This is a genomic window from Alteromonas sp. WD8-37 (assembly GCF_055326825.1).
Genome location: NZ_JBUZOV010000004.1, coordinates 194,506 through 213,907, shown reverse-complemented (window position 1 = coordinate 213,907; position 19,402 = coordinate 194,506). Strand labels below are relative to the sequence as shown.

Below are 19,402 nucleotides of genomic sequence, written 5' to 3'. Positions count from 1 at the left end.
CGGCCGCGTCAAATTGCACCCGCTTTTCTGTTGCCTTATCAATCGCTTCACCTTGCCACTGTATAAATGAACAGGCACAAACCCAGTCCCCACGCGGCATTCAGCCGGGTTTTTTGCTTGACAGTGGGAACAATGACTACCTAAACTGTCTCTCAGTGGGTAAAAGTGGCAAATTGTGGATCGCCCATCACGTTGTTGCAGATTAGCACTCAATAAAACAAGAAAAATACAACAAATATAAAAAGGCTAGGGGAATGTTCCGCGGCGCTAATGCAATCAATCTGGATGCAAAGGGAAGATTGGCTATACCAACAAAATACCGTCAACCTTTACAGGATGATTGTAACGGACAGCTCGTCTGCACAATTGATACACAACAAAGTTGTTTGCTGCTTTACCCACTTCCCGAATGGGAAGAAATTGAGCTTAAGCTGAGTAAGTTCTCCAGCATGGTTCCAGCCGAGCGGCGAATGCAACGCCTGCTGCTTGGATACGCCACGGAAGGGGAGATGGACAAAAGCGGCCGTTTTCTTCTTTCCTCACCTTTACGCCAGCACGCTAAACTTAATAAAGAGGTGATGCTGGTCGGTCAGCTGAATAAATTTGAAATCTGGGATGCCGATATTTGGGCCGGCCAGATTGACGCTGATATGCAGACTGAACGCGAAGGCACCTTCGAACTGACAGAACGACTACAGGACTTTTCTCTATGAGCACCCGTGATGCCCACATTTCCGTTTTGCTGGAAGAATGCATGGACGGACTGGCCATCGATCCCGATGGTTTGTATGTGGATGCCACCTTTGGCCGTGGCGGCCACTCTGGGCGCATTTTAGAGCAGTTGTCTGAGCACGGCCGCCTGATCGCATTTGACCGCGACCCGCAGGCCATCGCTGCAGCCGAGCGTTTTGCCGACGATCCGCGTTTTAGCATTATCCATCAACCCTTTTCTGAGTTGGAAAATGAACTGACCGCCCGCGGTCTGGCCGGCCAGGTCAACGGTGTTTTGATGGATTTGGGTGTGTCCTCGCCGCAGTTGGATGATGCCAGTCGCGGCTTTAGCTTTTTACGCGACGGGCCACTGGACATGCGCATGGACACCACCCGAGGGGTAAGCGCCGCAGACTGGCTTAATGAAGCTGAAGAGCAAGACATCGCCCAGGTGATCAAAGAATTTGGCGAAGAAAAATTTGGCAAGCGTATCGCCCATGCCATCGTCAATCGTCGCCAGACCCAGCCACTGTCACGCACCGCCGAACTGGCGGCGTTGATTGATGAAGCCGTGCCGGTCAAAGACAAATACAAACACCCGGCTACCCGGGCGTTTCAGGGGATTCGCATTTATATCAATGCTGAGCTGGACCAGCTGCGCATTGGATTAAAATGTGCAGTAGCAGTATTAAAACCGGCTGGCCGGCTGGCCGTGATTTCGTTTCACTCGCTGGAGGACCGGCTGGTCAAACGCTTTATCAAGGAGCAGAGTAAAGGCAAAAATGTGCCCCATAATCTGCCGGTGACCCAGGCCGAGATTGATGCTGATAAAGTGTTGCGGCCCATCGGCAAAGCCATTAAGCCTGGCGATGAAGAAATTCGCCAGAATGTCCGCAGTCGCAGTTCAGTACTCCGGGTGGCTGAAAAATTATGAGTAAGTCCTGGCAGGCTGACGCCGATACCCACTTCAACTTAGCGCTTATTTTACTCGCCGATCTGACCCGCAACAAACTGCGGGTTTTGTTGTATTTAGCGGTTATCGCCTCGGCCTTTGCGGTCATCCTGTCCAGCCATTATAACCGCCAGCAAACTATGAGCTTAGAAAGCCTGATGCAGCAGCGTGATGAGCTGGATGTACAATGGCGCAACCTGGTGTTAGAGCAGCGTGCGCTGACCGAGCACAATCGGATCGAAGCCATGGTGCAAAAGCAGTTGAATATGGAGCGGCCCAGCGCCAAAGAAGAAGTTGTGGTACGGATAAAATGAGTCAGTCTTCCAGCCCGGCCAAAAAAACCAGCCGCGGAGCGCGCCAGAATGTCAAACCCAGCCTGGTGCATTGGCGGTTTGTCACGGTCATTGCCGCTGTGGCGCTGGTGTTTGTGGCCATCGCGGTGCGCGCAGCCTACATCCAGGTCATTTCACCGGACAACCTAATTGAGCAGGGGGACAGCCGGACTCTGCGCACCCGCAATATGCCCACCTATCGGGGCCTGATCAGCGACCGCAATGGCGTGGAGCTGGCGGTCAGTGTGCCGGTGCGTGCTATCTACGCCGACCCTAAAATTGTGCATCAGCAAAACGGCCTGAGCAAACAGCGCCGCTGGGAAGCACTGGCCGATGTGCTGGGCCGCGATGTGGATGATCTGAAAGAAAAAGTTAGCAACCCCAGCCGCCGCTTTGTGTATTTGCAGCGCCAGGTGTCGCCGGCCATGGCCGACTATGTCAGCCAGCTGGATATTCCGGGCATTTATCTGCGTCGCGAAAGCCGCCGTTACTACCCCAATGGTGAGGTTACCGCACAGCTGATCGGCATCACCAATGTGGATGACACCGGCATTGAAGGGCTGGAACGCTTATACAATGACTGGCTGACCGGTACGCCTGGCTCTAAGGTGATCCGCCGCGATGCCAAAGGGCGCCAGGTGGAGATTTTAAAAACCAAAGATGGCGAAGCCGCTGGCAATCTGGTGCTGACCATTGACCAGCGCATTCAGGCGCTGGCTTACCGTGAAATTAAAGAAGCCATGCTGTACTACCAGGCCACCTCGGCCTCGGCCATTGTGGTGGATGTGGACAGCGGCGATATTCTGGCCATGGTCAATGCGCCGTCGTTTAATCCTAATGATCGCTCGGATGTCAGCCCACGGCGTATGCGTAACCGGGTGATCACTGATGCCTTTGAGCCGGGTTCGTCGATGAAACCACTGGCGGTGCTCAGCGCGCTGGAATTTGGTTCGGTGGACATCGACGACTCGGTAGACACCCACCCAGGCTGGATGCGCTTAGGCGGCAGCCTGGTCAAAGATCATCGTAACTACGGCGAACTGACCTTAGAAGAAATCATCCAGCATTCGAGCAACATGGGCACCTCACGCCTGGCCCTGGGTGTACCGAAAAACTTTTTGTTGGATACCTATTTCAACATGGGCCTGATGACCGATACCGGCACCAATATGCCCGGCGAAAGTAATGGCATTTTTCATGAGCGCAATCGCTGGTCGCAGTTTGAACTGGCTACCTTGTCATTCGGCTATGGCATTTCGGTCACCACTGCTCAGCTGGCCCGCATGTACGCCACCATTGCTAATGGCGGGGTAAAGCGTCCACTGTCTATCGTGAAAAGCCCGGAGTCCAGCAGCTGGAAGCCGCAGGCCGAGCGGGTGGTCAGTGAGCAGAATGCCGACGCGGTCAAAAATATGCTTGAAAGCGTGGTGCAGCGTGGCGGCACCGCCATAAAAGCCGCCATACCCGGTTACCGGGTGGGTGGCAAAACCGGTACCAGCCGCAAAGCGGTAGCGGGTGGCTATGGCGAAGAATATGTGAACATCTTTGCCGGCATGGCGCCGCTGAGCGATCCTAAGCTGGTCACCGTGGTACTGATTAACGAGCCCGGCGGTGATTTGTATCATGCCGGCGACACCGCCGCGCCGACCTTTTCGGCCATCATGGGCGGTGCGCTGCAATTATTGAATATTCCCCCGGATGACAAACAGGTCACCTCCACCCAGTTACTTCCAGGAGGCCAGCATGGCAGTTAATGCATTTACCCAGAGTATTCGCCCGTTGCTGGCGAAATTTGGTATCGAAGCGCCGGATATCCGCATCGAAGGGCTGACCCTGGACAGCCGCATGGTATCCCCGCGGGTGGCCTTTGTGGCAGTGCAGGGCCATCAGCTGGATGGCCGGGACTTTATTCCGCAGGCCATCAGCCTGGGCGCGCGGGTGATCCTGACGCAAACTGACGACAGTCAGGCCCACGGCGCGCTGGAAATGCGTGGCGGCACTGTGATCGTGCACCTGTTTGATTTACCGGCCATGGTTTCCTCACTGGCGGCGGCGTTTTATGATTACCCGGCGACCAAGCTAAGTACCGTGGCCGTCACAGGCACCAACGGAAAAACATCGGTAGTTCAGTTGCTTAGCCAGCTAAAGTCGCTGCTGGGCAGCCGCAGTGCAGCCATTGGTACACTGGGCAGCGGCGTTTATGATGGTACCTCCACCCAGTGGGTGCCGTCGCCGGCAGATAACACCACGCCCGATGCGATCTATATGCAAAACGTATTGGCAGACTTTGTGCTTCAGAAGGTGCGTCAGGTGGCCTTTGAAGCCTCGTCCCACGCCATCGTGCAGGGGCGTCTGAGCCAGGTCAATACAGACATAGCGGTATTTACCAACTTATCCCGCGACCATCTTGATTATCATCACACCATGGCAAATTACGCCGCCGCCAAGCGGGCGTTATTGCGTCAGCCCGGGCTGCAAGCAGTGGTGCTCAATGCCGATGATAAAGAAAGTCAAAATTGGCTCAAAGCCTGTCCGCAGCCTGTCGAGCCGGTCATGACCGGTCTCAGTGCTGGCATCGATTTGTCAGCACATCGCCATTGTTTGGCCACAAACGTGCAATATCATCAGTCGGGTATTCAGTTTCGGCTGCAGACCAGCTGGGGCACTACGGTGGTGCGCGCGCCGCTGTTAGGCGAGTTTAATGTGCGTAACCTGCTTAGTGCTATTGCGGTATTGCTGGTGCAGGGCGAGCGGTTTGATGATGTGGTTAATGTGTTGCCTATGGTGCAACCGGTGGCCGGGCGCATGGAAGTATTTGAATTTGGCCAGCAGGCCAATGTGGTGGTGGATTATGCCCACACCCCGGATGCGCTATCCCAGGTACTGACCAGTGCCCGTGCCCATACCAACGGCCAGCTGTGGTGTGTGTTTGGCTGCGGTGGTGATCGCGACCGGGGTAAGCGCCCACTGATGGGCGAGGCGGCTGAACAGCATGCTGATCATCTGGTGATCACCACGGATAACAGCCGCTCAGAAGCGCCGGAAGCCATTGCGGAAGATATTCGGGCCGGGTTGGTCAACCCCGCGTCGGCCATCAGTGAGCCGGACCGCGAACAGGCTATCCGCTATTGCCTGGCCAAGGCCCAGCCGCAGGATTTGATCATTGTGGCCGGAAAGGGCCATGAGGATTACCAGATAATCGGTGATCAAAAAACAGATTATAACGAACGTGCCGTAATTGCGCGGCTGCAAAAGGAGTACAGCCAATGATAACAACAACGCTGTCCTGGATTGCACAACAAGTAAGCGGGCGCTTAGACGGTGACGATTGCCAGATTAGTGGTGTCAGCACGGATACCCGCACCTTGCAACCCAACGATTTATTCATCGCTCTGACCGGGCCGAATTTTAACGGCCACCGTTTTGTGGACAAAGCCATCGAGCTGGGCGCCCGGGCGGTGATTGCCAGTGAGCCGGTCAGTGCCGCGGTGCCGGTTATCTATGTTGACAATACCAAGCAGGCGCTAGGCCAGCTTGGTGGCGCGGTGCGCGCCAGTTTGCCGTTAAAAACGGTAGCCATCACCGGCAGCAGTGGCAAAACCACGGTTAAAGAGATGACCTCGGCCATTTTATCGCGTCGTGGCAATGTGCTGGCCACCGCCGGTAATTTTAATAACGACATCGGTGTGCCCCTGACTTTGCTGCGGTTGACCCCTGAGCATGATTTTGCCGTGCTGGAGCTGGGCGCCAATCACCTGGGTGAGATTGCCTACACCACCGCGCTGGCCAAGCCCGATGTAGCGACCATCGTCAATGCCGCAGCCTCCCATTTGGAAGGCTTTGGCAGCCTGCTGGGCGTGGCCCGGGCCAAAAGCGAAATTTTTAAGGGGCTGGGTGATAAGGGTGTGGCGATTATTAATGTGGACAGCCAGTTTGCGGAGTTTTGGCTTGGCAAAATCAAAAATAAGCAAGTGCTTACTTTTGCGCCAGATCAGAAAAACGAAGCCGATTTTTACGCCGAAGATATTAGCTTAGGTCTGGATGGCTGCGCCGAGTTTCAAATGGTGACCCCGCAAGGCGTGGCTGCGGTTCAGCTTACCGTGCCGGGCCTGCACAATGTGGGCAATGCGTTACTGGCGGCGGCGCTATCGATGCAGGTAGGCGCTTCGCTGGAAGATGTCAGCGAAGGGCTGCGTCTGATGCAACAAGTCAAAGGCCGCCTCAATGTAAAAACCTTATCGTCGCAGGTGCGCCTGCTGGATGATACCTATAACGCCAATGTGGCCTCGGTCAATGCCGCCATCGATACCCTGGCTACCTTTAGTGGGTTAAAAGTGCTGGTGCTGGGCGATATGGCCGAGCTGGGCGAAAAAGCCCGTTATTACCATGAGCAGGTAGGCCATTATGCCCAGCATAAAGGCATTGATCATGTGTTTTCACTGGGTGTGCTAAGCCAGCATGCCAGTGGGGTATACGGGCCGTTAGGCGCACATTACAACAACATCGATGATTTACTGGCCGGCATTGAGGCCAATTGTTTGTCGGAGCAGCGCAATATTTCGATTCTGGTCAAAGGATCGCGCAGTTCCAAAATGGAAAAAGTAGTCGCGGCCATCGAGGCATCCCCGCTGGGAAAGCTTGATCGCCGTCGGGAGCGTATTGCATGTTAATTTGGCTGGCTGAGTGGTTGACCCAGTTCGAAACAGGATTCAATGTTTTTTCGTATCTGACGATGCGTGCAATTTTAAGTACCCTGACGGCGCTGCTTATCGCGATTTTTATCGGGCCAAAGATGATTCGTGGCCTGCAAAGAATGCAGATTGGTCAGACTGTGCGCGATGACGGTCCCCAGTCGCATCTGTCCAAAGCCGGGACGCCCACCATGGGCGGCCTGCTGATCCTGGCGGCCATCGTAACCAGTGTGTTGCTGTGGGCTGATTTGACCAACCGTTATGTGCTGGTCACTCTGACCGTGGTGGTCGGCTATGGCCTGATAGGCTTTGTGGACGATTACCGTAAAGTGATTCGCAAAGACTCCAAAGGCCTGATTGCCCGCTGGAAATATTTCTGGCAGTCGGTAATTGCGCTGGGCGTGGCGTTTTACCTGTATAACACCGCGGTGACGCCAGCGGAAACCGGCCTGCTGGTGCCCTTTTTCAAAGAAGTCTTCCCGCAACTGGGGCTGTTTTTTATTGCCATCGTGTATTTTGCTCTGGTGGGCACCAGCAACGCGGTGAACCTGACCGACGGTCTCGACGGGCTGGCCATTGTGCCCACAATTTTAGTGGCCGGCGCGCTGGCCATTTTCGCCTATGTTACCGGCAATACCAATTTTGCCCAGTACCTGAACATTCCGTATATTCCGCTCACCGGCGAACTGGTGATTGTGTGCACCGCGATTGTGGGGGCCGGCCTGGGCTTTTTATGGTTTAACACCTATCCAGCACAGGTATTTATGGGCGATGTGGGCTCGCTGGCATTAGGCGGTACCCTGGGGATTTTAGCGGTACTGGTGCGTCAGGAAATTGTGCTGATCATCATGGGGGGGGTATTTGTGGCCGAGACCCTATCGGTGATCTTGCAGGTGGGCTCGTACAAATTGCGCGGCCAGCGAATTTTTCGTATGGCGCCCATTCACCACCATTACGAGCTTAAAGGCTGGCCCGAACCGCGGGTCATTGTGCGCTTTTGGATCATTTCGCTGATTCTGGTCCTGGTGGGCCTGGCCACCCTGAAGTTAAGGTAGGCCCATGGCAGCAACGGTGGAAAATCTTCAAATTGTGGTGGGCGGCCTGGGCTTGAGTGGCCAGGCCAGTATCCGCTTTTTGCAGCAGCAACCTTGCCAGCTTCGGGTGTGGGACTCGCGGGCCACTGCCGTGGTGCCAGAGTGGGTTAGTGCGCCAGTCACCCGTGGCGAAATTGGCCCGGATTTTTGGGCCGGCACTGACTATCTGGTGTTATCCCCGGGCATGGCGCTGAGCCATCCGGCGGTTCAAGCAGCCTATGCCGCCGGCGTCAAAATTATCGGCGAGATTGAGCTGTTTGCGTGGTTTAACCGCACCCCGGTGCTGGGCATTACCGGTTCAAATGGCAAAACCACTGTGACCATGCTGGTCACGCATATTTTGCAGCAGGCCGGGCTTACCGCGATCGCTGCGGGCAATGTGGGAATACCGGCGGTATCGACCCTGGAGCAGGCGGCTGATTGGGTGGTACTGGAGCTGTCCAGTTTTCAGCTGGAAACCACCCACAGTCTGGCGCTGCATGCTGCCACCATTTTAAATATCAGTGATGATCATCTAGATCGCCACGGTACTCTGGCCGCGTACAGCGAAGCCAAACAACGCATCTATCAGCACACCGAACATGCTGTGTGCTGGCGCGCCCAGCAAATGACCTATCCGTTGCCACTGGCTGTCACCACCACCGAATTTGGCTTTGGTCCCAGTGACGAGGACTGCGGCGAGCAGGACAACTGGCTAACCTGGCAGGGCGAGCCATTAGTGGATCTTTCCCGGGTACCGCTGATGGGGCGGCATAACTGGCTCAATATTCAGGCGGCAGTGGCGCTGGCGATCCTCGCCGGGGTGGAGCCGGCTGTAGCTGCCGAGGCGGTATATAGCTTTACGCCGGTGGCGCATCGCTGCGAGCGGGTGCCCAGCAATGATGGCATCATCTGGATTGATGATTCTAAAGCCACCAATATTGGCGCTGCAGTGGCAGCCATCGAAAGTTTTGGCCAGCAAAAAACTGGCCGCTTGCTGCTGATTGCCGGTGGCGATGCCAAAGGCGCTGACCTGACGCAGCTGCAACCGGTGCTCGAGCAACACATTGATGAGCTCATTACCCTGGGTAAAGATGGCCCGGCCATCGCAGCGCTGATGCCAGCTGCCATGCAAACTGCCAGCATGGCCGAGGCGGTCGCGCAGGCGCGCGAATTGGCTCGCCCTGGCGACACCGTATTATTAGCCCCGGCTTGTGCTAGCCTGGATATGTTTACCAGCTATGTGGCGCGGGCAGAAGCTTTCATCACAGCGATTGGCGAGGGCAGCCAATGATTAGACAGATGCAGATCTCGCTCAGTGAGTTATTCAAAGCCCGCCACGATGCGCCGGCGGAGAGTCGCTTGCCGTATGATTTACCCCTGATTCTGGTGACCCTGGCGCTGATGACGCTGGGCCTGATCATCGTAACCTCGGCCTCCATGCCGGTGGCCGAACGCGAATACGGCAATCCGTTTTTCTTCTCCATGCGCCATGGCATTTATCTGGTGATGGCGCTCATCGCCGGCGGCATTGTGCTGCAGATCCCCATGCGCTACTGGCGGATCTTTAATCCCTACTTGTTGCTCATCGCCATCGGGCTACTCCTGGCGGTGTTGCTGATTGGCAAGAACATCAACGGCAGTACCCGCTGGATTGTGCTGGGGCCGATGACCCTGCAACCGGCCGAGCCCGCCAAACTGTTCTTTTTTGCCTATCTGGCCGGCTACCTGGTGCGCCGCTATGAAGAGGTCACCGAAAATCTTAAAGGCTTTGTGAAGCCGCTGGTGGTGTTGTTTATTGTGGCCACCTTGTTGTTGATGCAACCGGACTTTGGCACCGTGGTGGTGATGCTTACCACCACCATGGGCCTGCTGTTTTTAGCCGGTGCTCGTTTGTGGCAATTTTTTTCGGTGGTCTTTGTGGGCCTGGCTGCGGTGGTCTCGCTGATTGTGTTTGAAGAATACCGGCTGCGCCGGGTGACGTCGTTCTTAGATCCCTGGGCGGACCCATTTGGCAGCGGCTATCAGCTGACCCAGTCATTGATGGCGTATGGCCGCGGCAGCTGGTTTGGGCAGGGCCTGGGCAACAGTTATCAAAAGCTGGAATTTTTAACCCAGGCCCATTCCGATTTTATTATGGCCATTTTAGCCGAAGAGCTGGGCTTTGCCGGTGTGCTGGTGATCCTGGGGCTGATTTTTTATCTGGTAATGCGCGCCTTACGAATCGGCAATCTGGCTTTGCAGGCCTCGCGACCGTTTGAAGGCTATCTGGCCTACGGCATTGGCATTTGGCTAAGCTTTCAGACCGCGGTGAATGTGGGCGCCAGTGTGGGCATATTGCCTACCAAAGGCCTGACGCTGCCGCTGGTCAGTTACGGCGGCACCAGCTTGATTGTCATGATGGTGTCTATCGCCTTGCTGCTGCGCATTGATTTTGAACTGCGGGTAGCCGGGGTGCAGGCGCTGACCAAAAACTCTCGGCGCCCGCGGCTGAACAAACCGGCTGCCAAGGCGCAAAAGCAGGCGGGTAAGACGGAAGAAAGCAGCGAACCAGAGATCCAGGAGACACCGGCATGAGTAAACGGTGTCTGATTATGGCTGGTGGCACCGGCGGGCATGTGTTTCCGGCGCTGGCGGTGGCCAGTGCATTGCGCGAGCAGGGCTGGCACATTGAATGGCTGGGCACTGCCGAGCGTATGGAAGCCCGGGTGGTGCCCGCCTATGATTTTCCGTTGCATTTTTTACCGGTATCCGGGTTACGCGGCAAAGGCTTATCGGCCCGCCTGCGCAGCTTAAGCGGGCTGGCCCGCAGTGTGGTGCTGGCGCGCCGGTTGATGAAATCCTTTAAACCGGATTTAGTCCTCGGCTTTGGTGGCTATGCCAGTGGCCCGGGCGGGCTGGCGGCGCGGCTGGCAGGGATCCCACTGGTGATCCACGAGCAAAACGCAGCCATCGGCCTGACCAACAAATTTTTAGGTCGCCTGGCTCAGCGGATCTTACTGGGGTTTGGCCAGGCCGCCAGTCAATTTGGCCGCGCCCAGGGCCGCTGTGTTACCGTAGGCAATCCGGTGCGCCCGCCCATTGTGGCCCTGCCGGCTAAAACCGATGTGCATGATCCGCTTCGGGTATTGATTGTCGGCGGCAGCTTAGGCTCACAGCCGCTTAACGCCCGATTGCCACCATTACTGGGAGACCATGCCGGCTTAAGCGTATGGCACCAGGCCGGCCGTGACAATGCGGCGCAGGTTGAGCAGGCCTATGCGCACAGCCAGGCCAGCTGGCAGGTGAGCGAGTTTATAGAGGATATGGCCGAGGCGTATGCCTGGGCCGATGTGATCATTTGCCGCGCCGGGGCCTTGACCGTGGCTGAAGTGGCTGCGGCAGGCTTGGCCGCGGTGTTCGTGCCGCTGCCTCATGCGGTGGATGATCATCAAACCAAAAATGCCCAGACGCTGGTAGCAGCCGATGCAGCCTGGCTGGTGCCGCAGACGCAGCTGGAACGACAATTACCGGCCATCGTTCAGGGCTGGCTGGCACAGCCGCACAGCCTGCTTGAAAAGGGCCAACACGCACGCCAACAGGCGATGACAGACGCAACACAACATGTAGTAACCCAGTGCAGTACACTGGTAGGAGATACGGCCTGATGGTTTTAGAAACGCCGTTTCAAAGCCCGCAAATGCGGAAAGTGAACACCATATTTTTTATTGGCATTGGTGGTGCCGGCATGGGCGGCATCGCCGAAGTGCTGGCCAACGAAGGCTACCATATTGTTGGCTCGGACATTCAGTCGGGCAGCATGACCGAACGCTTAACCCGGCTGGGTGCCACGGTACATATCGGCCATGCTGCCGATAATGTGGCCGGCGCCGATGTGGTGGTGGTCTCCAGTGCCATCAACGAAGCCAACCCGGAAGTGCAGTATGCCCGCGAGCATCGCATTCCGATTATCCGGCGCGCCGAGATGCTGGCCGAGCTGATGCGCTTTCGCCATGGGGTGGCCATTGCCGGCACGCACGGTAAAACCACCACCACCAGTTTAATTGCTACCATTTTTGCCGAAGCCGATCTGGACCCGACCTTTGTCATCGGCGGGCTGCTCAACAGTGCTGGCACCAATGCGCGGCTGGGCAAAAGCCGCTATCTGATTGCCGAGGCCGATGAAAGCGATGCATCGTTTTTGCACTTACAACCCATGGTCGCGGTGGTGACCAATATCGAACCGGACCACATGGACACGTACGAAGGCGATTTTAATCGCATGAAAGACACCTATGTGGACTTTTTACATAACCTGCCATTTTACGGCCAGGCCATCATGTGTGGCGATGATGCCAACATTCAGGCCATCCGGCCGCGCGTTGGCCGCAGTATCCTGACCTATGGTTTTGGCGAACACAATGATGTGCAGGCGGTGGATGTCATTTTAGGTTTCAATCAAGCGCGCTTTACCGTGTTGCGCCGCGATGCGGCCCCCATGGATGTGACCTTAAACTTAAGCGGCAATCATAATGTGCTCAATGCGTTGGCGGCTATCGCGGTAGCCAGCGATGAAGGCGTACCGGATGCGGCTATCAGCCGTGCGCTGGCTCAGTTTGGCGGTATTGGCCGGCGTTTTGAACTGTTAGGTGAATTTGCCACCTCGGTGGGCCCGGTTACTTTGGTGGATGATTATGGCCATCATCCCACAGAAGTGGCGGCCACCATCGCGGCGGCGCGGGCCAACTGGCCAGAACAGCGTCTGGTGATGATTTATCAGCCTCATCGATTCACCCGCACCCGCGATTTATATGAAGATTTTGTGGAAGTGCTCTCTGAGGTAGATGTGCTGCTGATGCTGGATGTGTATGCCGCAAGCGAACAGCCCATTGAAGGCGCTGACAGTAAAGCGTTATGCCGGTCGATGCGGTTGCGCGGTCCGCGTGAGCCAATTTATGTGGGTGATAAGGAAAACTTACCTGGCATTCTGGCCAATGTGTTGCAGGAAAACGACATTGTCATGACCCAGGGGGCGGGGAATATTGGCCAAATCGCCCAACATCTGGCGGCGTGCAAGCTGGAACCCAAAAATTTTTTGGATGAGAAAAAATAATGCATAGTGCAGGGCAATCTGATAAGTATGGCCGGGTAGCGGTATTGCTGGGCGGTCACTCTGCCGAGCGCGAGGTTTCTTTGCGCTCTGGGCAGGCGGTGATCAACAGTTTGCAGCAGCAGGGAGTTGATGCCTTTGGCTTTGACCCTGCAGAACGACAAATTACTGATTTAATAAAAGAAAATGTTGACCGTGCGGTGATAATGCTGCATGGTCGCGGCGGTGAAGATGGCACTGTACAGGGCGCCCTGGAATGGTTGGGGATCCCTTATACCGGCAGCGGTGTATTAGGCTCGGCACTGGCCATGGACAAAATTCGCAGTAAGCAAATTTGGGAAAGCCGCGGATTACCTACGGCGAAATACCAAATTGCTGATAAAACAGACTTTGAAGCTGGATCGTGCAGCGCTATAATGCAACGATTGGGGAATAAAGTCATGGTCAAACCGGCGCGCGAAGGCTCGAGCATCGGCATGGCCAAAGTGACAAGCGCTAAACAACTCGATACTGCCATTCAGGACGCCTTTAATTATGATAACCAGGTCCTGCTGGAACAGTTCATTGACGGGGCTGAGTATACCGTTGCCTTTCTTGCAGGCCGCGCGTTGCCGTCCATTCGCATGTCTACTCCCCATACGTTTTATGATTATGCCGCCAAGTATCAAGACGATACAACGCAGTATTTTTGCCCCAGCGGCTTAAGCGCAAGCGATGAAGCTGCCTTGGCTGCGCTGGCCAAAGAGGCATTTGTCGCCTTATCGGGTCAGGGTTGGGGCCGGGTTGATGTGATGCAGGATACAAACGGGGCATTTTTCTTGCTGGAATCCAATACCGTACCGGGTATGACACAAAAAAGCCTGGTGCCAAAAGCGGCCCGCGCGGCCGGGCTGGATTTTGACCAGCTGTGCCGAGAAATCCTCAACACCAGCCTGGCAAAGCAGGAGTAAGTATTGGTGCGTACCCTTAGCCGCGAACAAGTTCGGTTTTGGGCCGGGGTGGCCTTTTTGCTGATGGTGGTGGCCAGCCTGGTGTACGCAGCGCTGGCGGTGCGCGACTGGCTCAAAGATGAGCAACGCATGCCGGTACAGGTGGTGCATTTTTCCGGGGATTTTACCCAGATTGATTTAGCCGCGCTGGAGCGCAAGATTCGCCGTTCACAGCCGGGCAGCTTTTTTGAGCTGGATGTGAACGAGGTGTTTGAGCTAGTTGAAGCGCAGCCGTGGGTCTATCGCGCCTCGGTGCGCAAACAATGGCCCAACACCTTAAAGATTTATTTGGTGGAACAACAGCCGGTGGCGCGCTGGAATGACGACATGCTGTTGAATCCTTATGGCGACACCTTTGAGTTGAACGGCAAGACAGTGTCTTTGCCGCACTTGTTTGGCCCCGGCGGCAGCGAAAAAACTGCGCTGGAAGGGTACAACGCGATGAAGTCGTTATTAGCGACTTCTTCCATGGGCATTGCCGAGTTATCGCTCAGCGAACGGTTTGCCTGGCAGGTGCAGTTGAGTAATGGCATCACCTTGAATTTGGGGCGCCAAAAATTTATCGACCGACTGCAGCGGTTTATTGATGTGTTTCCGCTGTTACTTAAGCAGCCGCGGGCGGTCAGTTATGTTGATTTGCGCTATGACACCGGGCTGGCTGTAGGCTGGCACGATGACAATGATAATAAACAAAGTTAGCAAGAGAGTATAAGACACCATGTCAAAAACGGCTGAACGCAACCTGATCGTCGGGCTGGATATTGGAACCAGCCAGGTCAAAGCGGTAGTGGGTGAAGCGCTCAACGACGGCTCGATCAGCATTGTTGGCGTGGGCACCCATGCAGCAAAAGGAATGGATAAAGGCGGGGTGAACGACTTAAACCTGGTGGTGAAGTCGGTGCAAAGTGCGGTCAGTGAAATGGAACTGATGGCTGATTGCCGGGTGTCGTCGGTATTTATGTCCATCTCTGGGCGTCACGTGAAGTGCCAGAACGAAAATGGCATGGTCCCGATCAACAATCAGGAAGTGACCCAGGAAGATGTGGATAACGTAATCCACGCCGCCCGGTCAGTGCCGATTGCGGCCGAACGCCGCTTGCTGCATGTGTTGCCGCAGGAATTCACCATCGATGTCCAGGAAGGGATCAAAAACCCTATCGGCATGTCGGGGGTACGGATGGAAGCCGATGCGCACATCATCACCTGCGCCGACGACATGGCCAAAAATTTAACCAAGTGCATCGAACGTTGTGACCTGCATGCCGACCAGCTGATTTTTTCTGCGCTGGCCTCCAGCTATGCGGTACTCACCGACGATGAAAAGGAACTCGGCGTGTGTGTGGTCGACATTGGCGGCGGCACCATGGATATTGTAATTTACACTGATGGCGCGATTCGCCACACCGCGGTGATCCCGGTGGCAGGCAATCAGATTACCAGTGATATCGCCAAGATTTTTCGCACACCTATCAGCAATGCAGAAGAGATCAAAATCAATTATGCGTGTGCGCTCAAAGATATGGTGAGCATGGAAGATAACATTGAGGTGCCCAGTGTGGGCGGCCGGCCGGCGCGGGCAATGTCCCGGCATACGCTGGCCGAGGTAATCGAACCTCGTTATCAGGAACTGTTTGAACTGGTCCACGATGAGATTCGGGCCAGTGGCCTGGAAGAACAAATTGCGGCAGGGTTAGTCCTTACCGGTGGCACCGCCAAAATGGAAGGTGCGGTAGAGTTTGCCGAAGAGTTGTTTCAGATGCCTGTGCGTGTAGGTAAGCCCATCGAAGTAAAAGGCTTATCTGAATACACTGACGATGCCAGCTTTGCCACCGTTGTAGGGCTACTGCAATATGGCAAGATGCAGTCAGAGAATAAGAAAACCAGCAAGCCCAAACCGGTGGAGAATTTGTTGCACCGGGTGCAAAGCTGGTTCAAAGGTGAATTTTAAATTTTAATTTTGGGGGCGCTAGAGCTTAGGGATATGGCCAACAGGGAAGCAGGTGGCCGGCATTTGTGCCTTAGCTCAGTGTTGAAAGACGTACAACCGGAGAGTAAGTATGTTTGAATTAATGGATAGTCACGGCGAAGAAGCCGTAATTAAAGTCATCGGTGTCGGTGGCGGCGGCGGTAACGCTGTTGAGCACATGGTGGCACAAAGTATCGAAGGTGTTGAATTCATTGCTATTAACACCGACGCCCAGGTCCTGCGTAGCTCTAGCGCTGATATCACTCTGCAAATTGGATCAAGTGTCACCAAAGGCTTAGGGGCCGGTGCTGATCCTAATGTAGGCCGTGATGCTGCACAAGAAGATCGTGAAACAATTCGCCAGTCACTGGACGGCGCGGATATGGTCTTTATCACCGCTGGTATGGGCGGTGGTACTGGTACCGGTGCCGCGCCAGAAGTGGCCAAGATTGCCCGTGAAATGGGGATCCTGACGGTGGCAGTGGTCACCAAACCGTTCCCGTTTGAAGGTAAAAAACGCACCACCTTTGCCGAGCAGGGGATTGTGGAGCTGGCCAATAATGTTGACTCACTGATCACTATCCCGAACGAAAAACTGCTCAAAGTGATGGGCCCGGGCACACCATTGTTGCAGGCATTCAGTGCAGCCAACGATGTTTTGCGTGGCGCAGTACAGGGTATTGCTGAACTTATTACACGCCCTGGTCTGATTAACGTGGACTTTGCTGACGTGCGTACTGTGATGTCAGAGATGGGTAAAGCCATGATGGGTTCCGGTGCAGCTTCTGGACCGGATCGCGCCGAAGAAGCAGCAGAAGCGGCCATCGCCAGCCCGCTGCTGGAAGATATCGATCTGTCCGGTGCCCGTGGAATTCTGGTGAATATTACAGCTGGCCCTGATTTTGCAATAGATGAGTTTGAAACCGTAGGTAATGCTGTGAAGGCATTTGCGTCTGAAAACGCCACTGTGGTTGTGGGTACTGTGATTGATATGGAAATGACAGACGAACTGCGGGTTACCGTAGTTGCCACAGGCATCGGCGCTGAGAAAAAACCAGATATCTCTCTGGTAAGCTCTGAAAATTCACGCATGGCGTCGTCGCACCGTGAGTTTGGCGGTAGCAGCCATAGCGAAAGCCGCGCCAGTGTTGGCGGAACCGAAGGCAATCAGGCATTGAAAGCTGACGATGAAGCACAGCCGAACAATGACCTGGAATACCTGGATATTCCGGCATTCCTGCGTAAGCAAGCTGACTAGTACTCGGTCTGGGTTTACATCTATAGCGGTGCGCCCACAGCGCTAAGCGTTGTGGCCAGTGCCCATCAGGGTAAATTGCCCTGTTGTTGTCAAAGTGGCACACTTTTGACATGGGGCGGATGCGCCTGTACAATGCGCGACCGCTTTTTGAATAGGTAAAAGCAAACGATGATTAGACAACGTACAATCAAGCATCCGGTTCAGGAAACCGGAATTGGTTTGCACAAAGGGGAAAAGGTCACCATGACTCTCCGGCCTGCGCCTGCCAACACAGGAATTGTGTTCCGGCGCATCGACCTGGACCCGTTTGTGGACATTCCTGCGCGTGCAAACGCTGTGGGTGACACCGTGTTGTGTACGTGTGTAAGCAATGAAGACGGTGTGGCAATTCACACGGTTGAGCATTTGGCATCCGCGCTGGCTGGTTTGGGCATCGACAACATTATTGTTGAGGTGAACAGCCATGAGCTACCCATCATGGATGGTAGCTCCAGCCCGTTCGTGTTCCTGCTGCAGTCTGCCGGCATTGAAGAACTCAATGCACCTAAGCGGTTTATCCGTATCAAAAAGCCGGTCCGGGTTGAAGACGGTGACAAGTGGGCGGAATTAGTGCCCCACGATGGTTTCCGGGTTGATTTTAAAATCGATTTTGATCACCCGGTGATCAGTCAGACCCGTCAGCATATGGTGCTGGATTTTGACAGCTGCTCGTATGTGAGCGAAGTCAGCCGTGCCCGTACCTTTGGGTTTATGCGTGATGTGGAATACATGAACGCCAACAACCTGGCTTTAGGTGCGAGCATGGAAAATGCGGTAGCGCTGGATGAGTTCCGGGTATTAAACCCTGAAGGTTTGCGTTACGCCGATGAATTTTTGAAACATAAAATTCTCGATGCAGTAGGTGACCTGTATTTAGGCGGTCACAGCATCATCGGTGAGTTACGTGCCTTTAAAACTGGCCATGGTCTGAATAATAAGCTGTTGAATCAGCTGCTGGCCACTCAGGATGCGTGGGAGTTTATTACCTACGAATCGCCAGAAGAAATGCCGATCCGCTATGCCGAGCCAGTATTGGCCTAAGTGCGTATAGCAAGACAAAACCGCTGCCTGTCAGCGGTTTTTTTATATCCAAAAAGGCGCTCAATCACGCATTGTGATGGGCATCAGGGTATCAATTCTGATAAGCGCTTTGACGGCGCATTTTGCTAAAATTTATAAATGTTTGCCAGAAGGTGAAGCGCAAACCAGGTATTAGCCTTATTGCTGATTTGTTGAACACAGCGAAGGCAGGTAAACTAGCCAGGATCAATAGCCAGCAGTCAGTGTATGAAATTAACCATCAATCTAATCGGCAAACAGCGCCGCTATCGCTATAGCGTCAGCGTACGGACACTGGTCAGTGTCACCGTGCTGTCATCCCTGTTTATGTTGGTGTCGAGCCGTTCGACCAGCTCGGTCAACGAAGATCTGGCCCGCATCGCGCTGGCCGCGCAGGCTAATCAACAAGATCACAATACATTAAATGACCTGGAGCAAAAGACCCAGGCGCAATTGCAGGTGCTTGTTACCAGGCTGGCTGAGCTTAACGGGCAACTGGCACAGCTGGATGCACGCAATCAGCAATTGGCAGAATCATTGGGGATGCAGGGCGATGATTTGGCGGCATTTACTTCCAGTCAGCACGCGCCCCAATTAAAAGAACATCCGTTGTTGGCGCAGATTGGCGTGGCCCGCCAAACGCTGGACGAAAAGGCCCGGCAAATAGCCATGCTTGAAAGTCTGGTCAAAGGGCACCATATCCAACAACAGAACCAATTATCGGGCAGACCGGTGGAGTCTGGCTGGTTATCTTCTTATTACGGCATGCGTGCCGACCCCTTCACCGGTGACCCTGCAATGCATAAAGGGTTAGACTACGCCGGCAGCGAAGGCGACGCTGTAGTGGCCACCGCGGCGGGCATTGTGACCTGGGCGGGCGAGCGCTATGGGTATGGCAATCTGGTTGAGATTGAGCATAAAAATGGCCTGGTGACCCGCTATGGTCATAATCAGGTGGTTCAGGTGGCGGTTGGCGACCTGGTCACAAAAGGCCAGCCCATCGCCCTGATGGGCAATACCGGCCGCTCAACTGGCGCGCATGTACATTATGAAGTAATAAGAAATGGCCAACCTGTGGATCCCCTCCCGTTTACCCGGCAATAATGGCCTGCACCCTCGTGTGGTAGGCTAAAAAAGCATGACAATAACAAGTTAGGGTGGCGAGCTTTACGTAACTCGCGTAAGGTGTCATTTTTCTAAAACAACGAGGCCACACCAGCTATGGTGGCTGCCTCTTCAGTAG

General features: G+C 54.8%; 17 protein-coding genes. All 17 read left to right on the top strand.

Annotated elements, in window-relative coordinates; all coding sequences use genetic code 11:
• Nucleotides 1-254: 254 nt before the first annotated feature.
• Complete coding sequence (mraZ, locus tag ACTUJZ_RS11625) at nucleotides 255-713, top strand: division/cell wall cluster transcriptional repressor MraZ (RefSeq protein ID WP_463636481.1); 459 nt, start codon at nucleotides 255-257, stop codon at nucleotides 711-713.
• Nucleotides 710-1,645: a 16S rRNA (cytosine(1402)-N(4))-methyltransferase RsmH gene (gene rsmH, locus ACTUJZ_RS11620; protein WP_463636480.1), complete on the top strand. Its 936-nt coding sequence runs from the start codon at nucleotides 710-712 to the stop codon at nucleotides 1,643-1,645. Before mraZ ends, rsmH begins: the two co-directional genes overlap by 4 nt.
• A complete protein-coding gene (gene ftsL, locus ACTUJZ_RS11615) occupies nucleotides 1,642-1,977 on the top strand; it encodes a cell division protein FtsL (protein WP_463636479.1) in 336 nt (111 codons plus the stop codon). Before rsmH ends, ftsL begins: the two co-directional genes overlap by 4 nt.
• Nucleotides 1,974-3,749, top strand: a complete 1,776-nt coding sequence (locus ACTUJZ_RS11610; protein ID WP_463636478.1) for a peptidoglycan D,D-transpeptidase FtsI family protein — start codon at nucleotides 1,974-1,976, stop codon at nucleotides 3,747-3,749. Before ftsL ends, ACTUJZ_RS11610 begins: the two co-directional genes overlap by 4 nt.
• Nucleotides 3,739-5,265, top strand: coding sequence for a UDP-N-acetylmuramoyl-L-alanyl-D-glutamate--2,6-diaminopimelate ligase (murE, locus tag ACTUJZ_RS11605; RefSeq protein ID WP_463636477.1), 1,527 nt, complete (start codon nucleotides 3,739-3,741; stop codon nucleotides 5,263-5,265). The genes ACTUJZ_RS11610 and murE overlap by 11 nt, the downstream gene beginning before the upstream one ends.
• Nucleotides 5,262-6,665 carry a UDP-N-acetylmuramoyl-tripeptide--D-alanyl-D-alanine ligase gene (locus ACTUJZ_RS11600; protein WP_463636476.1) on the top strand — a complete coding sequence of 468 codons (1,404 nt, stop codon included), beginning with the start codon at nucleotides 5,262-5,264 and terminating at the stop codon, nucleotides 6,663-6,665. Before murE ends, ACTUJZ_RS11600 begins: the two co-directional genes overlap by 4 nt.
• Nucleotides 6,659-7,741 carry a phospho-N-acetylmuramoyl-pentapeptide-transferase gene (gene mraY, locus ACTUJZ_RS11595; protein ID WP_463636475.1) on the top strand — a complete coding sequence of 361 codons (1,083 nt, stop codon included), beginning with the start codon at nucleotides 6,659-6,661 and terminating at the stop codon, nucleotides 7,739-7,741. Before ACTUJZ_RS11600 ends, mraY begins: the two co-directional genes overlap by 7 nt.
• Nucleotides 7,742-7,745: 4 nt before the next feature.
• Nucleotides 7,746-9,053, top strand: a complete 1,308-nt coding sequence (gene murD / locus ACTUJZ_RS11590; protein ID WP_463636474.1) for a UDP-N-acetylmuramoyl-L-alanine--D-glutamate ligase — start codon at nucleotides 7,746-7,748, stop codon at nucleotides 9,051-9,053.
• Nucleotides 9,050-10,336: a cell division protein FtsW gene (gene ftsW / locus ACTUJZ_RS11585; protein ID WP_463636473.1), complete on the top strand. Its 1,287-nt coding sequence runs from the start codon at nucleotides 9,050-9,052 to the stop codon at nucleotides 10,334-10,336. The genes murD and ftsW overlap by 4 nt, the downstream gene beginning before the upstream one ends.
• A complete protein-coding gene (gene murG / locus ACTUJZ_RS11580; RefSeq protein ID WP_463636472.1) occupies nucleotides 10,333-11,406 on the top strand; it encodes an undecaprenyldiphospho-muramoylpentapeptide beta-N-acetylglucosaminyltransferase in 1,074 nt (357 codons plus the stop codon). The genes ftsW and murG overlap by 4 nt, the downstream gene beginning before the upstream one ends.
• Entirely contained in the window at nucleotides 11,406-12,851 is a 1,446-nt protein-coding gene (murC, locus tag ACTUJZ_RS11575) for a UDP-N-acetylmuramate--L-alanine ligase (protein ID WP_463636471.1), read from the top strand. Before murG ends, murC begins: the two co-directional genes overlap by 1 nt.
• The gene (locus ACTUJZ_RS11570) at nucleotides 12,851-13,798 is read left to right on the top strand and encodes a D-alanine--D-alanine ligase (protein WP_463636470.1); all 948 of its coding nucleotides are present in this window, start codon (nucleotides 12,851-12,853) and stop codon (nucleotides 13,796-13,798) included. Before murC ends, ACTUJZ_RS11570 begins: the two co-directional genes overlap by 1 nt.
• 63 nt (nucleotides 13,799-13,861) lie before the next feature.
• Nucleotides 13,862-14,536 carry a cell division protein FtsQ/DivIB gene (locus tag ACTUJZ_RS11565; protein ID WP_463636577.1) on the top strand — a complete coding sequence of 225 codons (675 nt, stop codon included), beginning with the start codon at nucleotides 13,862-13,864 and terminating at the stop codon, nucleotides 14,534-14,536.
• A 19-nt stretch (nucleotides 14,537-14,555) separates the two neighbouring features.
• On the top strand, nucleotides 14,556-15,785 hold the full coding sequence (gene ftsA, locus ACTUJZ_RS11560; RefSeq protein WP_463636469.1) for a cell division protein FtsA: 1,230 nt from the start codon (nucleotides 14,556-14,558) through the stop codon (nucleotides 15,783-15,785).
• 109 nt (nucleotides 15,786-15,894) lie between these two features.
• The gene (gene ftsZ, locus ACTUJZ_RS11555) at nucleotides 15,895-17,061 is read left to right on the top strand and encodes a cell division protein FtsZ (protein ID WP_463636468.1); all 1,167 of its coding nucleotides are present in this window, start codon (nucleotides 15,895-15,897) and stop codon (nucleotides 17,059-17,061) included.
• Between the two features lie 168 nt (nucleotides 17,062-17,229).
• Nucleotides 17,230-18,141 carry a UDP-3-O-acyl-N-acetylglucosamine deacetylase gene (gene lpxC / locus ACTUJZ_RS11550; protein ID WP_463636467.1) on the top strand — a complete coding sequence of 304 codons (912 nt, stop codon included), beginning with the start codon at nucleotides 17,230-17,232 and terminating at the stop codon, nucleotides 18,139-18,141.
• Between the two features lie 246 nt (nucleotides 18,142-18,387).
• Entirely contained in the window at nucleotides 18,388-19,263 is an 876-nt protein-coding gene (locus ACTUJZ_RS11545) for a peptidoglycan DD-metalloendopeptidase family protein (RefSeq protein ID WP_463636466.1), read from the top strand.
• The last annotated feature ends 139 nt before the right edge of the window (nucleotides 19,264-19,402 follow it).

What these genes read in the sequence shown, in the direction of transcription:
- mraZ (WP_463636481.1), top strand. Translation starts at nt 255, where the DNA reads ATGTTCCGCGGCGCTAATGCAATCAATCTGGATGCAAAGGGAAGATTG.
- rsmH (WP_463636480.1), top strand. Translation starts at nt 710, where the DNA reads ATGAGCACCCGTGATGCCCACATTTCCGTTTTGCTGGAAGAATGCATG.
- ftsL (WP_463636479.1), top strand. Translation starts at nt 1,642, where the DNA reads ATGAGTAAGTCCTGGCAGGCTGACGCCGATACCCACTTCAACTTAGCG.
- ACTUJZ_RS11610 (WP_463636478.1), top strand. Translation starts at nt 1,974, where the DNA reads ATGAGTCAGTCTTCCAGCCCGGCCAAAAAAACCAGCCGCGGAGCGCGC.
- murE (WP_463636477.1), top strand. Translation starts at nt 3,739, where the DNA reads ATGGCAGTTAATGCATTTACCCAGAGTATTCGCCCGTTGCTGGCGAAA.
- ACTUJZ_RS11600 (WP_463636476.1), top strand. Translation starts at nt 5,262, where the DNA reads ATGATAACAACAACGCTGTCCTGGATTGCACAACAAGTAAGCGGGCGC.
- mraY (WP_463636475.1), top strand. Translation starts at nt 6,659, where the DNA reads ATGTTAATTTGGCTGGCTGAGTGGTTGACCCAGTTCGAAACAGGATTC.
- murD (WP_463636474.1), top strand. Translation starts at nt 7,746, where the DNA reads ATGGCAGCAACGGTGGAAAATCTTCAAATTGTGGTGGGCGGCCTGGGC.
- ftsW (WP_463636473.1), top strand. Translation starts at nt 9,050, where the DNA reads ATGATTAGACAGATGCAGATCTCGCTCAGTGAGTTATTCAAAGCCCGC.
- murG (WP_463636472.1), top strand. Translation starts at nt 10,333, where the DNA reads ATGAGTAAACGGTGTCTGATTATGGCTGGTGGCACCGGCGGGCATGTG.
- murC (WP_463636471.1), top strand. Translation starts at nt 11,406, where the DNA reads ATGGTTTTAGAAACGCCGTTTCAAAGCCCGCAAATGCGGAAAGTGAAC.
- ACTUJZ_RS11570 (WP_463636470.1), top strand. Translation starts at nt 12,851, where the DNA reads ATGCATAGTGCAGGGCAATCTGATAAGTATGGCCGGGTAGCGGTATTG.
- ACTUJZ_RS11565 (WP_463636577.1), top strand. Translation starts at nt 13,862, where the DNA reads ATGGTGGTGGCCAGCCTGGTGTACGCAGCGCTGGCGGTGCGCGACTGG.
- ftsA (WP_463636469.1), top strand. Translation starts at nt 14,556, where the DNA reads ATGTCAAAAACGGCTGAACGCAACCTGATCGTCGGGCTGGATATTGGA.
- ftsZ (WP_463636468.1), top strand. Translation starts at nt 15,895, where the DNA reads ATGTTTGAATTAATGGATAGTCACGGCGAAGAAGCCGTAATTAAAGTC.
- lpxC (WP_463636467.1), top strand. Translation starts at nt 17,230, where the DNA reads ATGATTAGACAACGTACAATCAAGCATCCGGTTCAGGAAACCGGAATT.
- ACTUJZ_RS11545 (WP_463636466.1), top strand. Translation starts at nt 18,388, where the DNA reads ATGAAATTAACCATCAATCTAATCGGCAAACAGCGCCGCTATCGCTAT.